Genomic DNA, 23,967 nt, shown 5'->3' with positions numbered 1-23,967 from the left:
CATCAGCTGTAAATTTAGCCATAGAAAAACTGCACCTCCAATTGTTAGACTGTGTCTAACAATTGGGGTGCAGTTCATAAATTCCTTACTCTTTTTTGCTTCTATAGTGTGAATCATTGACTGTCTTTCGTATTTAATTGTCGTTCTTTTTTAATTCTTATAGATCTTAGTAAGATCCCAATTCCAAGAAATATAATAGTAGCAACGACTCCGCTAATAGGGTTTAACCAAAGATCACTACTGTTAGTAAGTGCAATGATCCCTGTTATTGTAACTAAAACAGTAGGAACGGCATCTTCAATTGCATGCATGATAACGCATGGCCATACTGACTTTGTAAGTCTATATATTTCAACATACATAATAGACCAAGAAACCATAAGTATGCAACCGGATAAAAGCATATTTAACCTTGAAATAGATTCGAAATATTCATTTGGTAAAAAAACTAAATAATAAGTGGCATGCCAAAGAGCCCAAACTAAACCAGAAATAATATAAATAAACCAATCGTTTAACTTTAGTTCAATGAGCTTAGGAGTTAAATAACCGCGCCATGAAAACTCTTCAAAAATATTTTTAATAAAGTTACCAATAGTAGACATGAATATAAGTGACAATAACGAATATATTTCAAAACTAGTTATGTTTGCTACTCCAAAAATAAGTGCTAAACTTATCGTTATTACTGTAACGAACGGGTAAATTAGTATCGCAACGAAGTACCATTTAAAGTTTGCCTTCAAATTTAGTTTTATACCAAAATCATTCCAATCTCGGCTAATAACTCTAAGGAAAATACATGAGAGGAAAGGTAATATTAACCACAGCCCCATGCCTAAAGAGTTTCCTTCAGGCTGATCTGTTAGAAAAGAGTCTAGAATTACGCCAATCCAGCCACTTGCCAATACAATGAACACAAAAATAAGTAAATGTAACTTAAGGGGTTTTCTTTTGGTAGCAGTCATTTTGAATAGACTCCTTTACTTTTATTTTTGTTTTTGTGATTTTAGTTATTTTATAAATGAAATAATAGATATCTAGAAAAGAAGCTGGAGAGTATGTAAGGGGAACTTAGTTAGATAGTATAAAGTCCTTTTAATCAATAGAAAATAGCAGCTTTTGTATAAATCACTTTATTATATGTGTAGTTGTATGGTTTAGATGTTATATATTCTTATAATGTAAAAATATCATTTGAATTTCAATATTAGAAAGGTGAAAAGTAAGTTTTTTCAGAAAAAATAAATTAAGTCCTTGACTTTATAAATGGATTTTTAATACAATTATATTTCGACTGAAAATTTAGAACGGACAGGAGGGAATCATCATATGAACAACATTTTTGAAGAAGAGTTACAAAGAATGAAAGATACATTACGTACGATGGATGATCAATTAGAACAGCTCGAAAACATTCCGGTTTATTATGGCGATGATTTTAAAGAACAAATTCTTGAAAGTATGAGGGAGTCTAATAGACAAAATTTACGTATTGGTGTACAAGAGCCGTACTTTGGAAGATTAGATTTTCGAGAGGATGGTAAGGAAGATGTTATGCCGATTTACATCGGTAAAGTAGGTGTTTCAGATAAAGATACGATGAAACCAATTGTAATTGATTGGCGGGCACCTGTCGCAAGTATGTTTTATTCATTTACCGGCGGTGATGAATTAGCGTTTTATCAATCACCAGACGGATTAGTAGAAGGTGATGTTTATTTAAAGCGAAACATCTCTATTCGAAAAAGAGAATTAGAACGTGTTGTTGATACATATGTGAAAGGAAATGAAGATGTCTCGCATGCCGATGATTTTCTTCTATATCGATTAGGTGAGAATAAAGATAATAAACTAAAAGATATTGTTTCGACGATACAATCGGAGCAAAATGATATTATTCGTGCGGAAAGAAACTTACCACTACTTATTCAAGGGGTTGCAGGAAGCGGTAAAACAACGATCGCTTTACATCGTCTTGCTTTTTTAATTTATGAATATCGTGAGCAATTAGAAGCGGAGAGAATGATTGTTTTTGCTCCGAATAGTCTGTTTTTAGATTATATTTCGAGTGTACTTCCTGAATTAGGTGTCGGGAATATTAGTCAAACAACATTTCCAGACTGGGCATTACGTACGTTAGATGATTCGGTGAAACTGAAGCAGACGGAAGAAAAATTGAAAGAAGCATTTTCTATTAATCGTGATGAAAGAAAGATTATGCTTGGTAAATTGAAAGGTACGCTAGAATTTAAGTCCTTTATTGAAGAGCAAATGGTTCAATTTGAAAAAGAACTAGTGCCAACAAGTAATTTTGAGGCATGGGATAAAGCTGTTATTCCAGTGGAAGATATAAAAAAATGGATGCAAGTTGAGTATAAACATTATCCATTAAAGAAAAGAAGAGAACGTTTAGTTGGCCGAATGAAGCGCTGGATTGAAATTGAACTAAAAAAGTATGGGGAAACAAACGAGAAGAAATTATTAAAAAAAGAAGCGACAAAGAGATTGAACAACTATCTGAAGTTTTGGCCGAAAATGAGCTCGCTTTCAATATATAGTTCAATATTGAAAAGCAAAGAAATACTCGAAGTATTACCCGAGGAACTTGTGAAAGAAACGGAGAAGAGTTGTCGTAAAAAAGAAGTGTATGTAGAAGATTTACCCGCTTTAATTTACATACATCATCGCATAACAGGTATTGAAATCGGGCAGAAATTTCATCACGTCGTTATTGATGAAGCGCAAGATTTCTCACCATTTCAAGTTTATGTATTAAAAGAAATTACACTAGGTAACTCTTTCACTATATTAGGTGATTTATCTCAAGCAATTTATGATTATCAAGGGATTGAAGATTGGAGTGCTTTTAAGGAAGTATTCCAAGAAACAGGTTATTATGAACTGACGAGAAGTTATCGCTCTACAAAAGAAATTATAGAATTTGCGAACGGAATAATTAAAAATGCAGAGATTCCAGTAGGGCTTGCAATGCCAGTTTTCCGTAGTGGTGAAGAAGTGAAAATAATTCATACAGAAGAACAGTTTACTGAAATTGTAAAGACATTAAAACATCTACAAAGTGAAGATGTGAAAACAATTGCGGTAATAGGAAGAACAGACGGTGAGTGCCGCGATATATATGAGAAATTAACAAATGCAGGATTGGCTGTAAACTTCATTGAAGCAGATCAAAGTAAATATGAAGGTGGTATTTCAGTAGTACCTGTATACTTAGCGAAAGGGTTAGAATTTGATGCTGTTCTACTCATTGATGTCGATGCAGAACATTATAAAAATACGAAACATGATGCAAAGTTATTATATGTTGGATGTACAAGGTCGCTTCATGATTTATGGATTTTCCATAGCGGGGAAGCATCTCCGTTAATTAAGAAATAAAAATTCAAGAGGCTTTTCTAGTAATGAATAGGAAAGCCTCTTAGTTTATCACGCTTTAATGGGCAGTAAGACCCCCACCTCAAAATGCAGCGAAAGCAAAGAAGTTAGGTGGGGCGCGGGCTGCCCATTAAAGCCCGATTGGTGAGGGCTGATTAAAGTTTCACTTTATAAATATATAGGAGACATGATAATGATTACAAAAGTAATAACAAAGAGAAATTGGGAAATCGCAAAGATAAATGGAGAGATTAATGAAGTTTCACTAAAAGAAGAGGGATTTATTCATTGTTCATTTTTAGAACAAGCTTTAAACGTTGCGGAAAAATATTTCATTCATGAAGAAGATGTTTTATTACTGACAATTGATCCATCCTTAGTGAAAGCAGAAATAAAATATGAACTTGCTTCTAACGGCCAAGAATATCCGCATGTTTACGGAGCAATTAATATAGATGCAATTATAGATGTTGTTCCATTTCCTAAGGAAAAAGGGGAATTTATATTACCAGAGTAAGCATTTTGAAAGGAAGAAAATCATGATAAGGGACGCAACGGAAAAAGATGTAACATACATTTTAGATATTTATAATGATGCCATACTAAATACCACAGCTGTATATGCATATAAACCTGTAACCTTTAAAAATAGAATAGATTGGTATGAACAGAAAAAGGCTGATGGTTATCCGATTTTTGTATACGAACTAGATAATAAAGTAGTAGGATTTGCAACATTCGGTCCGTTTAGAGCTTGGCCCGCCTATAAATATTCAATTGAACATTCTATATACGTTAATAAGGAATATAGAAATAGAGGAATTGGGACATCTTTAATGAAAGAACTGATAGCCATTGCACGGGAAAGAGAGTATATGACTTTAATTGCTGGAATTGATGCGGAAAATGAGAGAAGTATTACTTTACATGAAAACTATGGATTTGTTCATGCAGGGACGATTAAAAAGGCTGGTTATAAGTTTAATAAATGGCTAGATTTAGCTTTTTATCAATTGGAGCTTAATGGTCCTAAAAATCCTTTAGAAGAATAGAGATTTTTCGTAAACATGTATCTTTTAGGTAGCAAGGAGCAATTCATGCTACCTTTTTCCTTTTGTAATATCCGATTTAATCTACTAAAAAGGGTTTATACATTCTATATTGAATTATTAAAGGTGATAAAACGATATGAAATGAGGAATAAAAATGGAAACTGTCATTCAAAAAATGAAAGAGATACAATCTGATCATGTTGGAATAGCTATTTATTCTACAAAAAGCAATCGTTAGGAATATTCAACGAATTCCCGTTTCTTTATGTTATTGGGGGAAAAGATTTACCTAATCGACGTGAAAATAAAGAGGTAGATGAAGCTTTTGCAGTAGCTTTGAAGTACATATACAAAGAATATAGTGAAAGTATGCTAGGAGTGAGTAATTGAAAAGAAACTTAAAGACATCAACAATCATTATTTTAATTGTAACGATTATTGCTCTTGAAGTGGGTATCGCACTATACGATCACAATTTGTCATTAGATACTATTTATTTTGCAGCGATCCTCATTTGTATTGTATTACTTTTTGGTACACGTGTTTCTGAGAAGAAAGAGAGACGAAGAAAAACAGCTCTTTTATTTTGGCCATCTATTTTACTATCTATCGCTTCTTTTGCAGTTATAAGTTATATAAGAGTAGGCTATGTTTCTGTGCCAGGGATAATTGGTTTTTCATGCTTTATTACTTATGGTGGATTCGTATGTATTAGTATTTTAAAAAGGAAAAGTAAAAATAAAAATAAAAATAAAAGGTAACTTACTAAGTTGAAAGGAAGAAATATATGAAACATATAGAGAATGGTACTCGCGCTGAAGGAGAATACATAAAAAATAAGGTCATTCAATATAACATGTCTATTTTAACAGATGAAGCAAAACAGCCGATGGAACAAGTAAGTTTTGTTCTGAAAGATGAGGCTGGGAAAATCTTTGGCGGGGTAACAGGAACGATGTATTTTTATCATCTCCATATAGATTTTTTATGGGTTGATGATTCAGTTCGTCATGATGGTTATGGTAGTCAACTATTACATAAAATTGAAGACATTGCGAAGGAAAAAGGTTGTAGATTAATATTATTAGATTCATTTAGTTTTCAAGCGCCAGAGTTTTATAAAAAGCATGGTTACCGAGAATATGGTGTTGTTGAAGATCATCCTAAAGGGCATAGTCAACACTTTTTAGAGAAGAGGTTATAGGCATCAGGATGAGTGGCAATCATATAATCGATAGTTTGGAATCCTAATCCTTTTAAATAATTTGCTACTACTTTACCTTTTCCGTTGTTACCACCATCAATAAGGATTGTTTCGCCACTTGGAGATTTAATAAAAGTAGCATCACCTTGTCCTACATCAATATAATGAACTTCTAACTCTCCTTTAGGCTTAGGAAGAGCAGGACGGAAATTCGGTTCTAATACACGAGCTAAAAATGCAGCGAATTGCTCACGAGTTACTTTTACCTCTGGACCAAATGTACCATCAGGCAATCCAGCGGTAATATTATTTTGTGCTAAAATTTTGACATAATTGTAACCCCAGTGATTAGATGGAACATCAGGGAAATTGATGTCTGCACCTGTAGGTTTCAAATTAAAAGTTTTAACTAAAACTACTGCCATTTCTTACAAGTAATTCAAAGTTTAATAGGTAAATATTTTATTAGTTGTTTTGTATTTCCATAAATTTGTTAATTTGAAATGATCTAACTTAATAGAGGAGATAGGAAAGGTATTAGAGAATTGTTTATATTGCAATTGTAAAATCCATATTATAAATTTATAAAATCATTTATAATAATTTATATTATGTTAAATGTGAGAAAGAAAATGTATACGTATAAATTACAAGATGAGAAACCAATCTGTTCAGAAAAATTAAAGAGGCTTTACGATTCTGTCGGTTGGTGGCCAGAAAGAAAAGAAATCGATATTCAAAAAATGTTAAAAAACAGTATAGTAATTGGGGTATGGAAAGAAAATGAGTTAATTGGTTTTGCTAGAGTTGTTTCAGACGGTGTTTTTCGAGCGTACTTAGAAGATGTTGTTGTGCATGAGAGTGTAAGAAATAAAGGTATTGGTGAGAAGATGCTTACAATGTTGCTTGAAGAGATATCTCATATCGATATTGTAAGCCTATTTTGTGGAGAGAAACTTATAAAGTTTTATGGTCAACAGCAACTTCAAGCGACGAACCAAATTGTGATGCATCGTAATCAAATAGTGAAAGAAATATGAGGTGCGAATTAGAATGAAGGTAACAAGAGCATATTGTTTATCGAAAAGAAAAGCGACAGAAGATTCTCCTGATGGTTGGAATGCAACATGTATGAGACTTAATAATAAAATCTTTGCGATATTGAACTATGAAGAAGGCGAAAAAGCGGCAATAACATTAAAATGTGATCCAGAACTTGCGCTAAGATTAAGAGAAGAGTATCCAGAAACAATTATTCCAGGGTACCATATGAATAAAAGACATTGGAATACAGTGTATATACATAAAGATGTGGAACAGGTGCAAATTAATAAGATGATTGATTGGTCGTATGATTTAGTTCTGCAGTCATTTTCAAAGAAAAAGCAGCAAGAGTTATTAGATTAATATGTATAAGGGGTGGGTGTGTTGAAAGACACGATTAAAGATACATATGATAAATTAGCGAGTACATATAAAGAAAATCTAGATGTCGCAAATCCATATAACAGCTATTATGAAAGACCAGCGATGATGGAGATGATTCCAAAGAGATTAGAAGGGAAGAGTGTGCTAGATGCTGGGTGTGCAGCTGGATGGTATACTTCTCAATTTGTAGAAAGTGGAGCAAATGTTACTGCAATTGACGTAAGTTCTGAAATGGTAAAAGCTGCAAAGGAAAGTATGGGTGATAAGGCAACGTTTCTTTGTCATGATTTGCAAGAAATATTACCGTTTGAAGATCATACTTTTGATGTAATTGTAAGTTCGTTAACCCTTCATTATTTAGAAAATTGGAATCAAGTATTTCAGGAGTTTCGTCGCGTACTGAAGCCAGGTGGAGAATTTATATACTCCGTTCATCATCCTTTTATGGATTTTACAAAGTTTACTTGTAAAAATTATTTCGAAAAACAATTATTATTAGATACTTGGGTTAAACCAAACATTACAATTGAAGTTGAATTTTTTAGAAGGTCACTTCAAGACATTATTAATGAAACAACAAATTATTTTGTGTTAGAAAAAATGGTTGAACCGAGGCCCGTTGAAAAGATGAAAGAAGTAAATGAAAAATCTTATCATTATTTAAATACAAATCCACATTTTCTTATTGTTAAAGCAGTTAATAAATAGCTAGTAAAATGATTATATTTTACTAGCTATTTTGCAGTTTTAAATGATGAAATAGGAGTTTTGAAATGAATACGAAACGAAATAGATTACTATACGCAATGTTTACTATTCTTGTTATTATTTTAGGGCTTAGTTCAAGAAAGTTTGCTTTTGCGCTGCCGGCTCTATTAAATGATTATTTAGGTGATGCTTTATGGGCGTTAATGATTTTCATTGGATTTGGATTTTTATTTCCTAAAATAGAAACGAAGAAATTGGCTTTTATTAGTTTAATGTTTTGCTACGGGATTGAAGTGAGCCAATTGTATCATGCTGAATGGATAGATAGTATTCGTGCAACGACTTTAGGTGGACTTGTGTTAGGTTACGGATTTTTGTGGAGTGATTTGGTGGCTTATACAATTGGTGTTGGGGTAGGATTTCTTTTTGAGTTTATATTAACGAAGAATAAGCGATTTTAAATGGGGGTATTTATTATGGGGGATATATTGGAAATTGTGAATTTTTGGTTTGAAGATAAAGATGTCACAGCCATTGAAATAAAAGCAAACGTAACAAAGATTCATTGTAATAATAAATCCTATATTTTAAAGGAAAAGGGATCGATAAAACAGCTATTAGTTGAAATACATGTATTAGAACAGCTTGAGGAAAAAGGGGTTAAAGTACAAAAATTAGTGAAAACGAGTAATAGTAAAAAGTATGTATTTTATAAAGAGAAGTATTATTGTTTGTACGAATATATTGCTGGAAGTGTACTTGAAATAAAAGATACAGAAAATCTGAAGGAGCTAGGAAGTACAATTGGAGAAGGAATAGCTAATTTACATCAAGCACTTAATTCGGTGAATAATAATGAGTTAGTAAAAAGAGATTTGTATACATTGGTATACGAATGGGCGTTATCTAATTTACAAAAGAATGAGCATGTTGATCAGGATGTAGTTCAAAAAATGAATCAAATACATTCAGATTTTAAGGAAAAGGTCCACCCATTACGAAAACAAATCATTCATCGCGATATGCACTTATCGAATGTGATTTTCAAAGATAATGAATTTCAAGGATTTATAGATTTTGAGCTTTTAGAAAGGAATGTTAGAGTATTTGATTTATGTTATTGCTGTACAAGTATTTTGAGTGAGTTACATAGTGATGAGGAATTAAGAGGGAAGTGGCAACATATCATTAGCAAAATCTTTGAAGGATATAATAAGCAAAGTATTTTAACGAGAGAAGAACTACAAGCCATTTGGTACGTTATGCTTTCAATTCAAGTTATCTTTATTACTTATTTTGTTCAGTTACCAGATTTACTAAAGTTAAATGAAGAGATGTTTTTCTGGATTTTTGCTAATAAAGAAACTATTGAAGAATTAATAGAAAGTAGTGTACAAATATGAAAAAAATAATATTAATAGGTTCTGGTGGTTCGGGGAAATCTACATTAGCAAGGCAGTTAGGAAATAAATTAAATATTAAAGTACATCATCTTGATGCGTTATTTTGGAAACCGAATTGGGAAGGGGTACCGAAAGAGGAGCAAAGAACGGTTCAAAATGAATTAGTTAAAGAAGATGAGTGGATTATTGATGGGAATTATGGTGGGACAATGGATATAAGAATGAACGCAGCTGATACAATTATTTTTCTTGATATTCATAGAACAATATGTGCTTATCGTGCTTTTAAAAGAGTTATACAATATCGGAATAAAACAAGACCGGATATGGGCGCGGGATGTAAGGAAAGATTTGATTTGCAATTTTTTAAATGGATATGGGAATATCCTAAGACGAAGCGACCTACAATTTTAAAGAAGTTAAATCAATTGAGTAAGGATAAAGATGTTATTATTTTAAAATCTACAAATGAAGTAAGACTATTTTTAGAGAAGTACAATGCTATAAATGGTTAGATTATAAAAAGAAATAACCTGGGGGTATAGAATTGGATAGATTTATTAGGCTAGTTGATTCTAATATGGTGAAAATTCCAGCAGGAAAAGTAGAATTAAGAGATGATCGAATAAAGAAAGAATGGAAAGTCCAAGTTAATTCGTTTCTTCTTGCAAAGTATGTTGTAACGATGGAATTGTATGATGCGATTACGAATCGTACATCAAATTTATCCAAAGATAAAAACAAACCAGTTGTAAATATCTCATGGAATGATGCCATTATGTTTTGTAATCTACTTTCAAAAAAAGCGGGGTTAAAAGAATATTATTCTATTAATGACGGTGGTCAAATTGTTAGTTGTAATTTAGATTCAAATGGGTACCGATTACCTTCAGAAGCAGAGTGGCAATATGCGTGTAAAGCAGGAACTAATGGATACATATACGGTGAACTGAAAAAGATTGCTTGGTATAATGAAAATTCAAACGGACAAATTCAAGACATCGGTAAAAAAGAACCAAATGCATGGGGACTGTATGATATGTTAGGGAACGTTTGGGAATGGTGCTATGATTTGTATGATGAAAAGGTGTATGGATCATATCGGATTTTTCGAGGTGGTAGTTGGGCTGAGGCAGCTAGAGGTTGCGGTGCGACTTGTCGTCGACGTAGCCATCCTACATTTTATATAGATGACCTTGGGTTTAGGCTCGCTAGGTCCATTTAGAAGAATAATAAGACCTGGGAGCATGGGAAATACCTGTAATCCTAATGACAAAATAGAAAAGATTTAAATTAAGGAGTGTTTAAAGTGGCACGTGTTTTATTCATTAATACTGGATCAGAAGGACATATAAATCCAACGTTGCAAGTTGTAGAAGAATTAGTTTCGCGCGGAGAAGAGGTAGTTTATTTTTCAATAGAAGCTTTCAGAGAACGTATTGAAAAAACAGGGGCTATTGTAAGAACAATTGACGACCAAAGGTTTATAAAAGCATTTCTTTCCGGTGGCCGAAATTATTTGCAGGAAAGAATAAATGGCCTTCTACATACAGCAGATGTTATTATACCAAGTGTTCTTGAACAAATTGAAGGAGAATATTTTGATTATATGATTCATGATTCGATGTTTGGCTGTGGCCGTATAATTGCTCAAATTTTAAAGCTTCCAGCAATAAATTCCTGTACATCTTTTGCACAAGATGAAAAATCATTTAAACAAATGTTAGATCACTTGTCTAAAAGTATCCCAGTGAAAGTTCAGGAGAGGATACATAATGATTTTGAAAGATTAACTAAGGAGGTTGCGGAAAAGTATAGTGTTGAAATAAACTCACCATATGAAGTTTTCTGTAATCCAGCGTCACTTACTATTGTATATACAATAAAAGAGTTCCAGCCTTTTGGAGATATGTTTAATGAAAAATTTAAATTTGTAGGTCCATCCGTCCCTGCACAAGTGAAAAATGAAGACTTTGATTTTACTTCAATTGAAGAAAAAAGCCCGATTTACATTTCGCTAGGCACTGTTTTTAATGAAGCGCTTGATTTTTATAAACTTTGTATGAAGGCGTTCGAGAATAGCGAGCATACTATTGTGATGTCTATTGGTAATAAAACGAACATAAGTGATTTAGGTGAAATTCCTAAAAACTTCATTGTGAAAAACTATGTACCACAAACGAAACTACTTGCATATACAAAGTTGTTTATTACACATGGTGGAATGAACAGTACACATGAAGGGCTATATAACGGGATTCCACTCATTGTAATTCCGCAAAGTGCAGATCAGCCAGTAATCGCAAAGCAAGTAGAGAATCTAGGAGTTGGGATTAAGTTATCTATGAAAGAATTAACTGTAGAACAACTACGTGAAAGTGTAGAACTTGTATTAAATAATCCATCATATAAAGAAGCTGCATTGCATTTGAAGGAGTCTTTCCGTAAATCTGGTGGCTATAAGGAAGCTACTAATGAGATTTTTACATTTATAGGTCAGTAATAAATGGAATATTATACATTAGAAGAGTGTCTATATGAAATGATATAGACACTTTTCTGTTATATGAAGCGGAGAATCAATTGTTTTGAAAGATTAAATATCTTGTTTTATAAATTCTAGCCATAGTTTTACATGTTAGTAATGCTTTCACAGTTTCTGCACAACTTCTGCACATACTTTGTTAATTTTTATGTCATGATATATTCGTTAAGTGAAATATTTCACATAAAAAGAAATATATTTTCACTGCGGTGTATGTATAAGTAACATATACATCGTTACAAGATTGTCTCTTGTTATTCTTTTACATCGAAGCCCACATTACACTACGAATTATAACAAGAAGGGGACAGGAACATGAAGAATCAATTTTTAAAACAACTACAAAACATGAAAATGAACAAAAAAAGTCTAGGAGCTGTTGCATTAACAGCTGGAATTATTGGCACGACACTTATTCCTCAAAACGCATACGCGCACGGTTTTGTTGAAAAGCCTGGCAGCCGATCTGCTTTATGTAGTCCAACCTATGATGCACTGAATGTAAATTGCGGAAGTGTTATGTATGAACCGCAAAGCTTAGAAGCACCAAAAGGATTCCCACAAGGTGGCCCAGTTGATGGACAAATCGCTTCTGCAGGTGGTAAGTTTGGTGGTATTTTAGATCAACAAACAGCCGATCGTTGGTTTAAAAATACAATTACAGGCGGGGAAAATACATTTACGTGGAAATATACAGCGCCTCACTTAACGAGCAAATGGCATTACTATATTACAAAAAAAGGATGGAATCCAAATAAAGCGCTCACAAGAGCAGATTTTGAACCAATTGGAACTGTACAACATGATGGGTCTGCAGCCTCAAATCATTTAACTCACAAAATCAATGTACCTACTGATCGTAGTGGATATCATGTGATTTTAGCAGTATGGGATGTAGCCGATACAGCAAATGCATTCTATAATGTTATTGATGTTAATCTCATCAATGACGTAAAACCAGATACAGAGGCTCCAAGTATTCCAAATGGAATTAAGGCCCAAAAAGTAACAGAGAATAGTATAGAACTAGCTTGGAACAATTCTACGGATAATGTAGGGGTAAAAGGATATCAAATCTTCCGTAACGGAGAGATGATTGACACAGTACCGGGCACTCATTATATTGATAAAAAATTACAACCAAGCACGGAATATTCTTATACTGTAAAAGCGATTGACGCGGCTGGAAATGCTTCGAAAGAAAGTGCAAAGCTTACAGTAAAAACGGCAGTTGAGGCTCCCGATACAGAAGCACCAACACAACCAAAAGGATTACATAGTATGGGAACAACATCGTCAAGTGTGGATCTAATGTGGAGTCCTTCTGACGATAACATTGGTGTGGACCATTACGATATTTATAGAGAAGAAGAAGGATCAATGAAAAAGATTGCAACATCTAATACAACTTCTTATATGGATAAAAATTTACTTCCTAATACTACTTATAAATATGTAGTGAAAGCTGTTGATGTAGCTGGAAATGAATCTGTACAGAGTGATATATTCGTAATCACCACAAAAACTGAAAGCGCTTCATATGAAGAGTGGGATGCAAAGAAAGCATATGAAAAGGGAGATAGAGTTCTACACGAGGGAAAAGTATATGAAGCAGTCCAGAGTTATAAAGGAAATGGGGATCCAAACTGGATTTATGCTTTATCATTATGGAAAACAGTGTAAGCTTTACTAAGGTATGAACTAAGAGATAATGGGCTTTGATGCAAAAGGACATCTTGAGAATTCATTTTTCTATTAATAAAAAAGGGTAGTATATGAATACATAATGTAGTTTCATATACTGCCCTTTTTATTATGATAACATTTTCGTCATAAGTATATGCGGAATGCCATCTTCCATAAATATATCAGAAGAAGTTTGATAGTCTAATTTTTTATAAAATCCTTCAGCTTGTGTTTGACCGTGTAGCTTCACTTTTGTAACTTGTTTGCTACGAGCAATTTCTTCTAACGCTTGAATAATTACTTTTCCTAATCCATATTTGCGATAGTCTTTTAAAATACAAATACGTTCTAGTTTACCAGTGCCATCAACAAATCGTATGCGACCTGTACCAACGGGAAGCTCATTATAATAAACTAAAATATGTTTACATGTCTCACCAATTTCATCGAATGTATCGAATTCGTCTTCAAGAGGGACATTTTGTTCTTTTACAAATACTTCTTTTCGAATGTAGAAGGCAGTTTCTAAATCTGTAAGTTCTGTTATGAGTTTGGAGTGCAATTTGTTCAGCCCTTTCTAGTGTAATGTACTTTTATTTTCATAGTATATCATAATGATACGTAGTAAAGAGAAATATAAAAAGCTGACTGTAAGAGTCAGCATCCATTATAATTCCTGTATCCCGTTGTTTGTTCCAATAATCGCCTTACTAGTCATATTAACAAACAATCCGGTTTCAACTACACCAGTAATCATTTTTAAATGATTGTGTAAATTGGCAGGATTCGTTATGTTATGAGGGAATACACAATCAATAATCATGTTATTATTATCGGTTATAAATGTTTCATTATTTTTTAAGCGTAACGTTGTTTGACAACCTAAAGATTGAATTTTACTTTCGGTTTGTTTCCATGAAAAAGGTATGATTTCAACAGGTAATGGAAAAGTACCTAAATGCGTTACAAGTTTTGATTCATCAGCAATAATAAGTAGTTCTTTAGAGGAGGAGGCAACGATTTTTTCACGAAGTAATGCGCCACCGCCTCCTTTTATAAGGTGTAAATTTGAATCAATTTCATCCGCTCCATCAATTGTAAGATTAAGACTTTGTATGTCGTTTAATGAAATTAGTGGGATATTTAGCTGCTGTGCCAATGCTTCCGTTTCCTTTGATGTCGGGACGGCTTGAAATGATAGTCCTTCTTTTACACGTTCACCTAATTTTTCTATCGTCCAGTATACGGTAGAACCTGTACCAAGCCCAATCTTCATTCCATCTTTTACGAAAGTTGCAGCATATTCACCAGCGAGTTGTTTTAAATTCATCGATTTACTCCGCCGGGCGTGGTCCAGCATCAAGACCTGAATTTTCAACTGTAAGTACCGGACGAACTACTATATCCTTATGTACACGCATTTGACAAGATAATCGTAAATGATCTTCAATCCCTTTTTCTGTAATCGCATTTTTTTCATTTGCATTCGCTTCACAAAAATCACCTGCTATAATTTCTACTCTACAAGTTGTGCAACGTGCTTTTCCGCCGCAACGATGGAGTATGTTTACACCGTTGTCTTCAATTGCTAATACTAATTTTGTGCCTTCTTGTACATCAAAAGTTCCCGTACCTTCAATTGTTAATTTTGGCAAATTTGTTCCTCCTCACGTAAAATGGTACATAACATATTTATGACCGCGAATTATTGAACATAAACATAATTTTTTTATATGCCCCGTAACTTTTTTATTTGTTGAATCGTTAATTAAGTAAGCGCTGAAAAGGAGTGGTTATTTTGTGCACAAAAGTTACTCATATTTTAAAGAATCATATCGATATGAATCATTCAAATATAAATTTTTTAATTGAGCAATATGGAGAGTTAAAAAGATACTGTACTTTTTTAACGAAAAACAAATGGGATGGGGAAGATCTCGCCCAAGAAACAGTGTGTAGAGTACTTCAAAAATATAGAAATAAAGATATTTGTATGGCACTCGTCTATAAAATAGCAAGAAATCGTTGGTTAGATCAGATGAAATCTAAGTCTGTTCATGAAAAAATAAGAGAACAAATCACTTTTGAAGAGCCACAAGAGAATATTGCAGATTTGCATGAAATGGTAGGGAAAGTATTATCTTCATTAAATGTACAGCAATCCACGATTTTATTATTAAAGGATGTTTTTCAATATAGTATCGCTGATATTGCTAAAGTATGTTCCGTATCGGAAGGGGCAGTAAAAGCTTCTTTGTTTCGGAGTAGAAATAGGTTGAAAACTGTAAGTGAAGAAGGGATTGAGATAGTTGAATTCACAGATGATATGGAAGTTGTAGTGACGTCTATTCGAGAGGAGAGACCGGAATTATTAACGAAACTGCTTCCGACAATAGATTTTACTAAGTTACCATCTAAACAGCCAGTCTTATTATTTAATGTGAAACAATCCTCTTCCTACAGTTGTATGCTTTGCGCGGCATAAAAATTATTGGAGGGATTTAAAATGAATGCAATTCCATATGTAGTAGAACAAACAAAATTAGGAGAACGTTCCTATGATATATATTCAAGGTTATTGAAAGACCGCATTATTATAATCGGTTCAGAGATTAATGATCAGGTTGCGAGCAGTGTAGTAGCGCAATTATTATTTTTAGAAGCGGAAGATGCGGAGAAAGATATATTTCTGTATATTAATAGTCCTGGTGGCTCAACGACAGCGGGATTTGCAATATTAGATACAATGAATCTTATTAAACCGGATGTGCAAACGCTTTGTATGGGCTTAGCTGCATCATTTGGTGCCCTTTTACTATTAGCTGGTGCAAAAGGAAAAAGATTCGCGCTTCCTAATAGTGAAATCATGATTCATCAGCCACTTGGCGGTGTAAAAGGGCAAGCAACAGAAATCGAAATTACAGCAAAAAGAATATTGAAATTAAAGCATGACATTAATAAGATTATTGCTGATAGAACAGGACAGCCAATCGAAAAAATAGCACATGATACGGAAAGAGATTATTTTATGACAGCAGAGGAAGCTAAAGAATATGGGATTGTTGATGGGGTCGTTGAGAAAAAATAACATAAACCAGGCTAGAGAATATGCTCATTCTCTAGCCTGGTTTTTTAATCTTTAATCCATTCATCAACTAACGTTTGGTTCTTTTTAATCCATTTTCGCGCCGCTTCTTCGGGATCTTTCGTTTTATTTAACTCGACCATTAATGTACCGAGCTGTTCATCGTTCATTTTCCATTTGTCAAAGTATTTTATGATATCTGGATGATCTTTTTCGAAACCTTTACGAACAGAGTAATAAATGTCATCTTTTTCACCATATACTTTCTTAGGGTCTTTTAAATATTTTAAATCAAATTCTGAAAAGCCCCAATGCGGATTCCAAAGCGTAACAGCGATTGGTTTCTTTTTCGTATATGCTTTCTTTAGTTCACTCATCATCGCCGCTTCAGAAGATTGGACAAGTTTTAGTTTAATATCATATTCCTTCATCGCCTTATTTGTTAAATTCATTAGGCTGCTGCCAGGTTCAATTCCGACAATTTTATTATCTAGTTCATCTTTATGTGCATTTAGATCTTCAATGCTGTTTATGTTTTTCACATAAGAAGGGACAACTAAACCTAGTCCGGTTCCTTCATACCATTTTGATTTTAAGACAATATCATCTTTATAACGATCATTTAGTGGTTTATCCGTAACGGGTAGCCATACTTCTAAATTAGCATCAACATCACCGCGAGCAACACCAGTCCAAATTGCCGCTTTTTCTAAATACATAAGCTCAACTTTGTAGCCTTTTTGTTCTAATAGAACTTTCCACATGTTTGCTGTTGCAATGTTTTCTTTCCAACTTGTTACACCTAGTTTAATTTTTCCTTTCGAATTTGCATTTGTTGCATTACATGAAGAGAAAATCATAGTAATAAATAATGCAAGGCATATGAGCCATATTTTCTTTCTCATTAAAAACCTCCTAAGAAACGTTTGCTTTTTAAATAAATGTATAAGTAAGCATTCTTATTATGAACGGAAAAGAGAATTTTAAAGAAATCTTATAAATGTTATTTTTATGTAATATTTCTTTGCAAAATCGCAACACTATGTGAATAGATGGGTAGAAAAGGAGTAGTGACATGGATAATACAAAGGTACGTGTTGAAAACGTAACAAAAGTATTTGGGAAACACCCGCAAAGAGCGCTTACCTTATTAAAAGAAGGAAAAAGTAAATCGGAAATTTTGAAAGAGACAGGAATGAACGTTGGCGTAAAAAAGGCGACGTTCGAAGTATATACGGGAGAAATTTTCGTTATTATGGGATTGTCTGGTAGCGGGAAATCGACGTTAGTTCGTATGTTAAACCAACTGATTAGACCAACAGCGGGGCATATATACATAGATGGAGAAGATATCGCAACGATGGGCAAAGAAGAGTTGCGAAGAGTGAGAAGAACGAAAATGAGTATGGTGTTTCAGAAATTCGCTCTATTCCCTCATCGTACCGTTTTGCAAAATGTTGCATATGGGTTGGAAATACAAGGAGTTCCAGTAGAGGAACGAGAGAGAAAAGCGTTAGAGTCCTTGAAGTTAGTTGGATTAGACCATCATAAAGATAATTATCCAAGTCAACTGAGTGGTGGTATGCAACAGCGTGTCGGCATTGCGAGAGCGCTTACGAATGATCCGGATGTTTTACTTATGGATGAGTCATTTAGTGCATTAGATCCACTGATTCGAAAAGAAATGCAAGATGAACTGTTAGAATTACAAGATAAAATGGAAAAAACAATTATTTTTATTACGCATGATTTAGATGAAGCCCTTCGAATTGGTGATCGAATTGCGTTAATGAAAGATGGAGAAGTTGTCCAAATTGGAACGCCAGAAGAAATTATGATGAGTCCTGCGAATGAATTTGTAGAGAAATTCGTGGCGGATGTGAATTTAGGAAAAGTAATAACGGCGGAATCTATATTAAAACGACCAGAGACGTTATTAATTGACCGTGGACCACGTGTAGCACTTCAAATTATGAGGAATGCCGGTGTTTCTACAGTGTATGTTGTTAACAAAAAATATGAATTTTTAGGTATATTAACGGCAGATGATGCGAGTAAAGCAGTACAAAAGCAATGGCCGATTGCTGATTTATTACTTACTGATATCCCGCACGTGTATTTAGATACTTTACTGGAAGAAACGTATGCGAAAATGGCGGAGATGAAATATCCGTTACCAGTAATTGATGAGAAGAAAAGATTAAGAGGAATTATTAAACGTGAAAGTGTCATTCAAGCTCTTGCAGGTAATATTGAGGAAGAGGTGAAAGACGATGAATAATATACCACGTATTCCTTTAGGGGAATGGGTCGATTCATTTGTTGCAAGTTTATATGAGCACTTTGAAGGCTTATTCCGAGGATTCTCTTATATTATCGGCGGATTCGTTGATTTACTCACTAATTTTTTAACAATAATACCGGCTATATTGATGATTATTATTTTGTGTTTCCTCATTTGGTACACAACGAGAAAAGTATCTTTAGTTATTTTTACACTGATCGGGTTATTATTTATTTTAAATATTAACTACTGGGCACAAACGATGCAAACATTAGCTCTTGTACTTACATCTGTTATTATTTCAATCATTGTAGGTATACCAATTGGTATTTTAGCTTCGCAAAATGAACGGTTTTCAAAATTTTTAAAACCGACATTAGATTTTATGCAAACAATGCCGGCTTTCGTATATCTTATTCCCGCGATTACATTTTTTGGAGTAGGTGTAGTACCTGGGATTATTGCATCAGTAATCTTTGCAATGCCACCGACAATTCGTTTTACTGACTTAGGAATTAGACAAGTTCCAGAAGATTTAATAGAAGCAGCGAATGCGTTTGGCTCTACCGCATCACAAAAATTATTTAAAGTACAATTACCACTCGCAACTGGAACGATCATGGCTGGTGTGAACCAAAGTATTATGCTCTCTTTATCAATGGTAGTAACAGCATCGCTTGTAGGAGCTCCAGGTCTTGGAGTTGATGTATACCGTTCTGTAACACAAGTTAATATCGGAATGGGATTTGAAGCCGGACTAGCTATTGTTGTCATTGCGATTATATTAGACCGCATTACACAAGGATTTCATCAAAAAAGAAGATAACAAGAAAACACACTTTATTATACAAAGTGTGTTTTTTTGTTTGAATAGATTATATTCGAACGATAACAGAACCGTCAGCTGACGCAAAAACTTGTTTTTTTATTTCATTGATTTAATTCTTCAATGAATAACGATATGTTTGTTTAATAGCGACTTTAAAATCTCTTCTTAAGTAGAGGATTATGTGGTGGAAAAGTATAAGTAATAAAGTACATTTTTTGGAAATTATTAAGTGAAATAGCGAATATATTAGTAGACAGTGAAGTCATGTAAATAGATATTATTTTGGAAGAAATTATGAGAGGAGATGCTATTTTGTCTAAAAAGAAAAAAAGCAATGATGCCTTGGCAATAGGCGTCGGTATAGGGGTTGTAATCGGTGTAGTCCAAGGTTATTTTACAAATAATTTAGTAATCGGAATTGTGATTGGGATTGTAATTGGAGTTGTGGTTTTGAAGAAAAAATGAGGTGTAAATTCAATTCAAAATTGTTGCGTTAAAAGAATGAATTTTCGGAATATAAATCCTGTTTTTCCTTTTTTTATGATATTATATATAAAAAGGATGGTGATGGATATGCCAACAAATAATCAAGAAGAACAAAATTGCTTCATTTGTGAAAAACATAAAGGAAATATTACAGTTCCAGGTGGAGCTATTTACGAAGATGAACTCGTTTACGTTGGACATGTCCACTGGGATAGCGAAGAAACGTATCTTGGTTATGTAATGATAGATATAAAAAGACATGTACCTGGCCTTGCTGAACTAACAGATGAAGAAGCAAAAAGGTTCGGACTTATATCAAGTAGAGTAAGTAAAGCACTAAAAGAAAGTGAAGGTGCAGAACATATTTACACTTTTGTTTCAGGGAATGGTGTACCACATATGCATATGCACATCATACCGCGTTATGCAAATACACCAAAAGAGTTTTGGTCACCGACTGAAGTAGCGAAATGGAACGGTGAGCCTTATGGTGATACAGAAAAAATCAAAAAACTATGCGAAAGAATACGAAAGTATATGGTGAGTGAATATGCATACAACAAATAATAGACAATATTCATGGGTTGGAAGTAGAGAAATGTGCTTAGACGAAATTTCGATAAAGCAATATGGTGAAATCGTAATTGGTAAATACGGCGGGAATATAAGTGCCGGAGCAAAAAAGAATGAAGATGGTGCGTTAGTTTGGTCAAATGGTGATTGGGAATTTGCAGCTATACTAGATGGACATAATAGTGCAGAAAGTGTTGATTTAGTAGTAAATACAATTCAAAAAGAATATGAAAATATAAAAGAAATGATGGCTGCATCGATTGATAAAGTATTTCGATCTATTGAAAATCATATTCTTACTATCTTTCAATCTTCTTCATTTAAGGAAAAGTGCCAAAGAATTAAAGGTGAAACAGCTTGCTTACTATGTGTAAGAAAAGAAAATTATATATGGTGGCTATCTATTGGAGACTGTTTAGTTTATGTATTTCATGAAGAGTTACATAAGTTAGGACAATATGCATTAAACCAACGTCATTTTTACGAATGGATTGGAAATGTAAACACATTTGATTTACCTATTCCTTGCTATTCATCAGGGATTCGTGAATTACGTAATGGAAAGAATCGAATTGTAATGGTGACAGATGGAGTATTAGAATGCGGGGAACGTCGGTATGAAACTCCTGTAAATCTGTATAGTGATATGAATAGAAATAATATAAAACTTGAAGAAAGTGTTCATCATGTATTAGAGCACGTTCATCATCAATTCGGACGCGATAGTGCGACAATTGTTAGTTGGGACATTGATAATAAAGGAAAGGCTACTTATCCGAGTGATCAGCCAGAGAAAATAAAAGTAAGAAAATAAAAGTAAGAAAATAAAAGTAAGAAAATAAAAGGAGAGAGTTTTCTGTCAATTACCAAAATAACTCTATTAATTTTATGGGTACTATGTATATTCGTTTTTGAAAAAATAGCAAGAAAAAGATTAAACATCCCGAAACAAAAGGGATGGGATAATCAATATGTGAATAAAACACATAAATGGGGGAATAGAATTATTATTTTCTCTTATATAGTTGTTATTGCGCTAAGTGCTTTTTTTCCAAACCGTATATTTATGGGGTATGTACCTCTTTTGTTTTTTATCACGTTATATGGATTTCAATCACATATGGAGTGGAAATATGATAAGGAATCGCGCGAGTTCTTGATTTCATTATTTGTAGTTACAGCGCTAATAATAACTGGATTAATTATATATTTCTTTCTTTAATAAATTTTCAATTAAATATTTAAAGGAGGAAAATAATGAATAGATCTGTATTACGTGTAGAAGTCATTATTTATAATGGAAATAACTCAAAAGTGCTCGTTCAATGCGATGAAAATGAATCATTTTATCGTTTTCCAGGAGGCTCTATTGAATTTGGTGAAACAGCAAAAGAAGCGATAATAAGAGAATTAATGGAAGAATACGATTTGAAGATTGATGTTCAAGAGCTAGCTGTTGTAAATGAGCATATTTTCGAGTGGAACAACGAAAAAGGACATCATTGTACATTGATACATTGGGGAGTTGTTAAAGAGAGGGTTACAAATGAAATAAGACATAAAGAATATGAAGATATTATTTTAATATGGAAGGGCATAGAGGAATTAAAGGAGAAACCAACATATCCTGAAGGAATTGTAAGTTATTTAGAAGAGAATAACCGTAATATAGTCCACTTTATTACTAAAGATAAATAAGGTAATAGGAGGGGGAGCAATGGGTATTTCTACAATTTTGCTTATTATTATTATTGGACTTGGTATAGGTGGTTACTTTATAGAACAGTTTTTAAGAAGAAAATTAAATATGGAGAAAAGAGGCTTTTTTGGATATAAGCATGTGAATAGTTTGCATGTGAAATTGGAAATAGGATTGTTCTTTATTTATTTCGTAAGTAGTATCATTTATGTTAATAGTAATGAAAATGCAAATGTAGGATATGCCCTTTTCATTTTTTTTGGAACATTATGGACGTTAAGGGCATGGATGGAGTGGAAATATGATAGGGAATCGAAGGAATATATTCTTTCGATAATCGGTTTATTGGCATTTATAGTTATGATTTTATTGCTCATTTACTTTGATCCGTTTTCAATTTAAAACAAAAAGAATAAAAAAGGGGGATGGAATAATTTGGGGCTAAATGAGGTAATTGAAAGAATTCAAGAAAAATGTACGGAACAATCAGTTATAATAATAGGTATTGATGGCTGTGGCGGTGCAGGTAAAAGTACGTTAGCTAATAAAATAAAAAGTGATTTTTCAACTGTAACGGTTGTACATATGGATGATTTTTATTTACCATCTGCAAAGATTGTAAATGTACATCCTACGAATAAATCGATTGGTGCAGATTTTGACTGGAAACGTCTTTTACAAGAAGTTCTAGATCCTATTAGTAATGGATTAGAAGGGCGTTATAAGCGTTATGATTGGGAAAAGGATTCTTTAGTTGGATCCCATATTGTTCCTGCCAGTGGTATTGTAATTATTGAAGGTGTATATGCAACACGTCAGGAGCTAGCGGGAATGTATAATTTGAAAATATGGGTGAATTGTCCTCGTGAAACACGTATAAAAAGAGGGATTGCTAGAGACGGGGAAGCTGCGCGCGATATGTGGGAAAACAATTGGATGGTTGCTGAAGATATGTATGTAGAAAGTCATAAGCCACATGAATTTGCAGATGTTATTATTGATGGCACAAATAATGAAATAACTAATAAATAAGAAACCATTTACTACTAAATGGTTTCTTATTTAATTTAAACATTTAATTTTGTTAATACAGATTTAATGAAATTTGTTTTATCCTCTGCATATTGATGTTTATCATTAGGATTAGCTTGTGAAAGTTGAATCTTTAACTGTTCATACTGTATACGAGCAGTTTTATTGTCTATTAAGTAATCTCGAAATTGTAATTGTTCTATTAAATATGTATTCCCTCGCTCATACATATGAATTTGATGAGTTCTTGGCTCACCTTTATTAAAATAATATCGTTCAGGCAATACATTTTCTCTATATTTATAGTTTAGTAGTTCTAACTTTTTAATACAATGTATACCGTCCGTATAATTTTCTAATTCGATTGCTATATCAATAATTGGCTTTGCACTTAAATGTGGAATAGAAGTACTACCAATATGGTGTATCGCTAAAATATGCTCGCCAATTTGTTCCTCAATGAATTGTTTCTCCTTTACAAATTCAATTGCCCATTCTTCAGTCCATGGAACTAAAAACACTTTACCGTAGGGTAAACCTAACATTTAATTAGC

At 33.2% G+C, this 23,967-nt stretch carries 31 protein-coding genes and 2 pseudogenes; 26 read left to right on the top strand and 7 right to left on the bottom strand.

The window, feature by feature from the left end:
* Positions 1–113: 113 nt before the first annotated feature.
* Positions 114–968: a CPBP family glutamic-type intramembrane protease gene (locus tag PDK19_RS14250; RefSeq protein ID WP_270707394.1), complete on the bottom strand. Its 855-nt coding sequence runs from the start codon at positions 966–968 to the stop codon at positions 114–116.
* A gap of 364 nt (positions 969–1,332) precedes the next feature.
* Here PDK19_RS14250 and PDK19_RS14245 point away from each other — a divergent pair, with 364 nt between their 5' ends.
* The 6 genes and pseudogenes from PDK19_RS14245 to PDK19_RS14225 all read left to right on the top strand — a co-directional run bounded on the left by PDK19_RS14245 (position 1,333) and on the right by PDK19_RS14225 (position 5,655).
* Positions 1,333–3,402: a HelD family protein gene (locus PDK19_RS14245; protein ID WP_270707391.1), complete on the top strand. Its 2,070-nt coding sequence runs from the start codon at positions 1,333–1,335 to the stop codon at positions 3,400–3,402.
* A gap of 190 nt (positions 3,403–3,592) precedes the next feature.
* Positions 3,593–3,916 (top strand): DUF952 domain-containing protein, encoded by a 324-nt coding sequence (locus PDK19_RS14240; RefSeq protein WP_016717693.1) that lies wholly within the window; start codon positions 3,593–3,595, stop codon positions 3,914–3,916.
* A gap of 22 nt (positions 3,917–3,938) precedes the next feature.
* Positions 3,939–4,451, top strand: coding sequence for a GNAT family N-acetyltransferase (locus tag PDK19_RS14235; protein ID WP_270707390.1), 513 nt, complete (start codon positions 3,939–3,941; stop codon positions 4,449–4,451).
* 234 nt (positions 4,452–4,685) lie between these two features.
* Positions 4,686–4,841 (top strand): annotated as a pseudogene (locus PDK19_RS27425) (serine hydrolase); the annotation flags it as partial.
* Entirely contained in the window at positions 4,838–5,212 is a 375-nt protein-coding gene (locus PDK19_RS14230) for a hypothetical protein (RefSeq protein ID WP_270707388.1), read from the top strand. The pseudogene PDK19_RS27425 and the gene PDK19_RS14230, both read left to right, overlap by 4 nt.
* A gap of 26 nt (positions 5,213–5,238) precedes the next feature.
* On the top strand, positions 5,239–5,655 hold the full coding sequence (locus PDK19_RS14225; protein ID WP_000680402.1) for a GNAT family N-acetyltransferase: 417 nt from the start codon (positions 5,239–5,241) through the stop codon (positions 5,653–5,655).
* Here PDK19_RS14225 and PDK19_RS14220 read toward each other — a convergent pair.
* Positions 5,655–6,083, bottom strand: a pseudogene (locus PDK19_RS14220) (S-layer homology domain-containing protein); the annotation flags it as partial. The gene PDK19_RS14225 and the pseudogene PDK19_RS14220 overlap by 1 nt on opposite strands.
* A 204-nt stretch (positions 6,084–6,287) precedes the next feature.
* Between PDK19_RS14220 and PDK19_RS14215 the strand changes: the two are divergent.
* From PDK19_RS14215 to PDK19_RS14175, 9 genes are all read left to right on the top strand, one after another.
* Positions 6,288–6,695 carry a GNAT family N-acetyltransferase gene (locus PDK19_RS14215; protein WP_270707387.1) on the top strand — a complete coding sequence of 136 codons (408 nt, stop codon included), beginning with the start codon at positions 6,288–6,290 and terminating at the stop codon, positions 6,693–6,695.
* A 13-nt stretch (positions 6,696–6,708) separates the two neighbouring features.
* Positions 6,709–7,062: an MmcQ/YjbR family DNA-binding protein gene (locus PDK19_RS14210; RefSeq protein ID WP_270707386.1), complete on the top strand. Its 354-nt coding sequence runs from the start codon at positions 6,709–6,711 to the stop codon at positions 7,060–7,062.
* Positions 7,063–7,083: 21 nt separating this feature from the next.
* Positions 7,084–7,791 (top strand): class I SAM-dependent methyltransferase, encoded by a 708-nt coding sequence (locus tag PDK19_RS14205; RefSeq protein ID WP_270707384.1) that lies wholly within the window; start codon positions 7,084–7,086, stop codon positions 7,789–7,791.
* Between the two features lie 65 nt (positions 7,792–7,856).
* A complete protein-coding gene (locus PDK19_RS14200; RefSeq protein ID WP_001093434.1) occupies positions 7,857–8,252 on the top strand; it encodes a ribosomal maturation YjgA family protein in 396 nt (131 codons plus the stop codon).
* A gap of 15 nt (positions 8,253–8,267) precedes the next feature.
* Positions 8,268–9,194, top strand: a complete 927-nt coding sequence (locus tag PDK19_RS14195; RefSeq protein ID WP_049111470.1) for a phosphotransferase enzyme family protein — start codon at positions 8,268–8,270, stop codon at positions 9,192–9,194.
* Positions 9,191–9,709: a DNA topology modulation protein gene (locus PDK19_RS14190; protein WP_000720549.1), complete on the top strand. Its 519-nt coding sequence runs from the start codon at positions 9,191–9,193 to the stop codon at positions 9,707–9,709. The genes PDK19_RS14195 and PDK19_RS14190 overlap by 4 nt, the downstream gene beginning before the upstream one ends.
* Before the next feature lie 65 nt (positions 9,710–9,774).
* Positions 9,775–10,419: a formylglycine-generating enzyme family protein gene (locus PDK19_RS14185; protein ID WP_049111478.1), complete on the top strand. Its 645-nt coding sequence runs from the start codon at positions 9,775–9,777 to the stop codon at positions 10,417–10,419.
* Positions 10,420–10,503: 84 nt separating this feature from the next.
* Positions 10,504–11,697, top strand: coding sequence for a macrolide family glycosyltransferase (locus PDK19_RS14180; RefSeq protein ID WP_049111468.1), 1,194 nt, complete (start codon positions 10,504–10,506; stop codon positions 11,695–11,697).
* A 357-nt stretch (positions 11,698–12,054) separates the two neighbouring features.
* Positions 12,055–13,422 (top strand): lytic polysaccharide monooxygenase, encoded by a 1,368-nt coding sequence (locus tag PDK19_RS14175; protein WP_049111466.1) that lies wholly within the window; start codon positions 12,055–12,057, stop codon positions 13,420–13,422.
* A gap of 130 nt (positions 13,423–13,552) precedes the next feature.
* Here the strand turns inward: PDK19_RS14175 and PDK19_RS14170 are convergent, their stop codons facing one another.
* The 3 genes from PDK19_RS14170 to PDK19_RS14160 all read right to left on the bottom strand — a co-directional run bounded on the left by PDK19_RS14170 (position 13,553) and on the right by PDK19_RS14160 (position 15,080).
* Positions 13,553–13,987: a GNAT family N-acetyltransferase gene (locus PDK19_RS14170; protein WP_014893650.1), complete on the bottom strand. Its 435-nt coding sequence runs from the start codon at positions 13,985–13,987 to the stop codon at positions 13,553–13,555.
* 105 nt (positions 13,988–14,092) lie between these two features.
* The gene (gene rpiA, locus PDK19_RS14165; protein ID WP_049111464.1) at positions 14,093–14,755 is read right to left on the bottom strand and encodes a ribose-5-phosphate isomerase RpiA; all 663 of its coding nucleotides are present in this window, start codon (positions 14,753–14,755) and stop codon (positions 14,093–14,095) included.
* A gap of 4 nt (positions 14,756–14,759) precedes the next feature.
* Entirely contained in the window at positions 14,760–15,080 is a 321-nt protein-coding gene (locus PDK19_RS14160) for a 2Fe-2S iron-sulfur cluster-binding protein (RefSeq protein WP_049111462.1), read from the bottom strand.
* Positions 15,081–15,223: 143 nt separating this feature from the next.
* On the opposite strand from PDK19_RS14160, the gene PDK19_RS14155 reads away from it, so the two are divergent.
* Together PDK19_RS14155 and clpP are read left to right on the top strand one after the other, a co-directional pair.
* On the top strand, positions 15,224–15,910 hold the full coding sequence (locus PDK19_RS14155) for an RNA polymerase subunit sigma-70 (RefSeq protein ID WP_049111461.1): 687 nt from the start codon (positions 15,224–15,226) through the stop codon (positions 15,908–15,910).
* A gap of 21 nt (positions 15,911–15,931) precedes the next feature.
* Positions 15,932–16,513: an ATP-dependent Clp endopeptidase proteolytic subunit ClpP gene (gene clpP, locus PDK19_RS14150; RefSeq protein ID WP_001992188.1), complete on the top strand. Its 582-nt coding sequence runs from the start codon at positions 15,932–15,934 to the stop codon at positions 16,511–16,513.
* A gap of 44 nt (positions 16,514–16,557) precedes the next feature.
* On the opposite strand, the gene PDK19_RS14145 is transcribed toward clpP, so the two are convergent.
* Positions 16,558–17,415 carry a glycine betaine ABC transporter substrate-binding protein gene (locus tag PDK19_RS14145; RefSeq protein WP_001227648.1) on the bottom strand — a complete coding sequence of 286 codons (858 nt, stop codon included), beginning with the start codon at positions 17,413–17,415 and terminating at the stop codon, positions 16,558–16,560.
* Between the two features lie 170 nt (positions 17,416–17,585).
* Between PDK19_RS14145 and PDK19_RS14140 the strand changes: the two genes are divergently transcribed.
* From PDK19_RS14140 to PDK19_RS14100, 9 genes are all read left to right on the top strand, one after another.
* Complete coding sequence (locus PDK19_RS14140; protein ID WP_000370623.1) at positions 17,586–18,791, top strand: quaternary amine ABC transporter ATP-binding protein; 1,206 nt, start codon at positions 17,586–17,588, stop codon at positions 18,789–18,791.
* On the top strand, positions 18,784–19,620 hold the full coding sequence (locus PDK19_RS14135) for an ABC transporter permease (RefSeq protein ID WP_001059833.1): 837 nt from the start codon (positions 18,784–18,786) through the stop codon (positions 19,618–19,620). The genes PDK19_RS14140 and PDK19_RS14135 overlap by 8 nt, the downstream gene beginning before the upstream one ends.
* A 297-nt stretch (positions 19,621–19,917) precedes the next feature.
* Complete coding sequence (locus PDK19_RS14130) at positions 19,918–20,088, top strand: hypothetical protein (RefSeq protein WP_001992228.1); 171 nt, start codon at positions 19,918–19,920, stop codon at positions 20,086–20,088.
* 102 nt (positions 20,089–20,190) lie between these two features.
* A complete protein-coding gene (locus PDK19_RS14125) occupies positions 20,191–20,676 on the top strand; it encodes an HIT family protein (RefSeq protein ID WP_041184521.1) in 486 nt (161 codons plus the stop codon).
* On the top strand, positions 20,660–21,496 hold the full coding sequence (locus PDK19_RS14120) for a PP2C family serine/threonine-protein phosphatase (protein WP_080494714.1): 837 nt from the start codon (positions 20,660–20,662) through the stop codon (positions 21,494–21,496). Before PDK19_RS14125 ends, PDK19_RS14120 begins: the two co-directional genes overlap by 17 nt.
* Before the next feature lie 69 nt (positions 21,497–21,565).
* Positions 21,566–21,904, top strand: coding sequence for a DUF4181 domain-containing protein (locus PDK19_RS14115; RefSeq protein WP_162837645.1), 339 nt, complete (start codon positions 21,566–21,568; stop codon positions 21,902–21,904).
* A gap of 35 nt (positions 21,905–21,939) precedes the next feature.
* Positions 21,940–22,380: an NUDIX domain-containing protein gene (locus PDK19_RS14110; RefSeq protein WP_001082146.1), complete on the top strand. Its 441-nt coding sequence runs from the start codon at positions 21,940–21,942 to the stop codon at positions 22,378–22,380.
* A gap of 19 nt (positions 22,381–22,399) precedes the next feature.
* Positions 22,400–22,783, top strand: a complete 384-nt coding sequence (locus PDK19_RS14105) for a DUF4181 domain-containing protein (protein WP_000513005.1) — start codon at positions 22,400–22,402, stop codon at positions 22,781–22,783.
* 33 nt (positions 22,784–22,816) lie between these two features.
* Positions 22,817–23,413 (top strand): uridine kinase family protein, encoded by a 597-nt coding sequence (locus tag PDK19_RS14100; RefSeq protein ID WP_049111457.1) that lies wholly within the window; start codon positions 22,817–22,819, stop codon positions 23,411–23,413.
* Positions 23,414–23,448: 35 nt separating this feature from the next.
* On the opposite strand, the gene PDK19_RS14095 is transcribed toward PDK19_RS14100, so the two are convergent.
* The gene (locus PDK19_RS14095; protein ID WP_049111455.1) at positions 23,449–23,958 is read right to left on the bottom strand and encodes a GrpB family protein; all 510 of its coding nucleotides are present in this window, start codon (positions 23,956–23,958) and stop codon (positions 23,449–23,451) included.
* Between the last annotated feature and the right edge of the window lie 9 nt (positions 23,959–23,967).

The sequence above is a fragment of the Bacillus cereus group sp. BcHK124 genome (assembly GCF_027712065.1).
In the GTDB taxonomy this organism is placed as follows: domain Bacteria; phylum Bacillota; class Bacilli; order Bacillales; family Bacillaceae_G; genus Bacillus_A; species Bacillus_A pacificus.
This window is presented reverse-complemented; position numbering and strand designations above follow the sequence as displayed.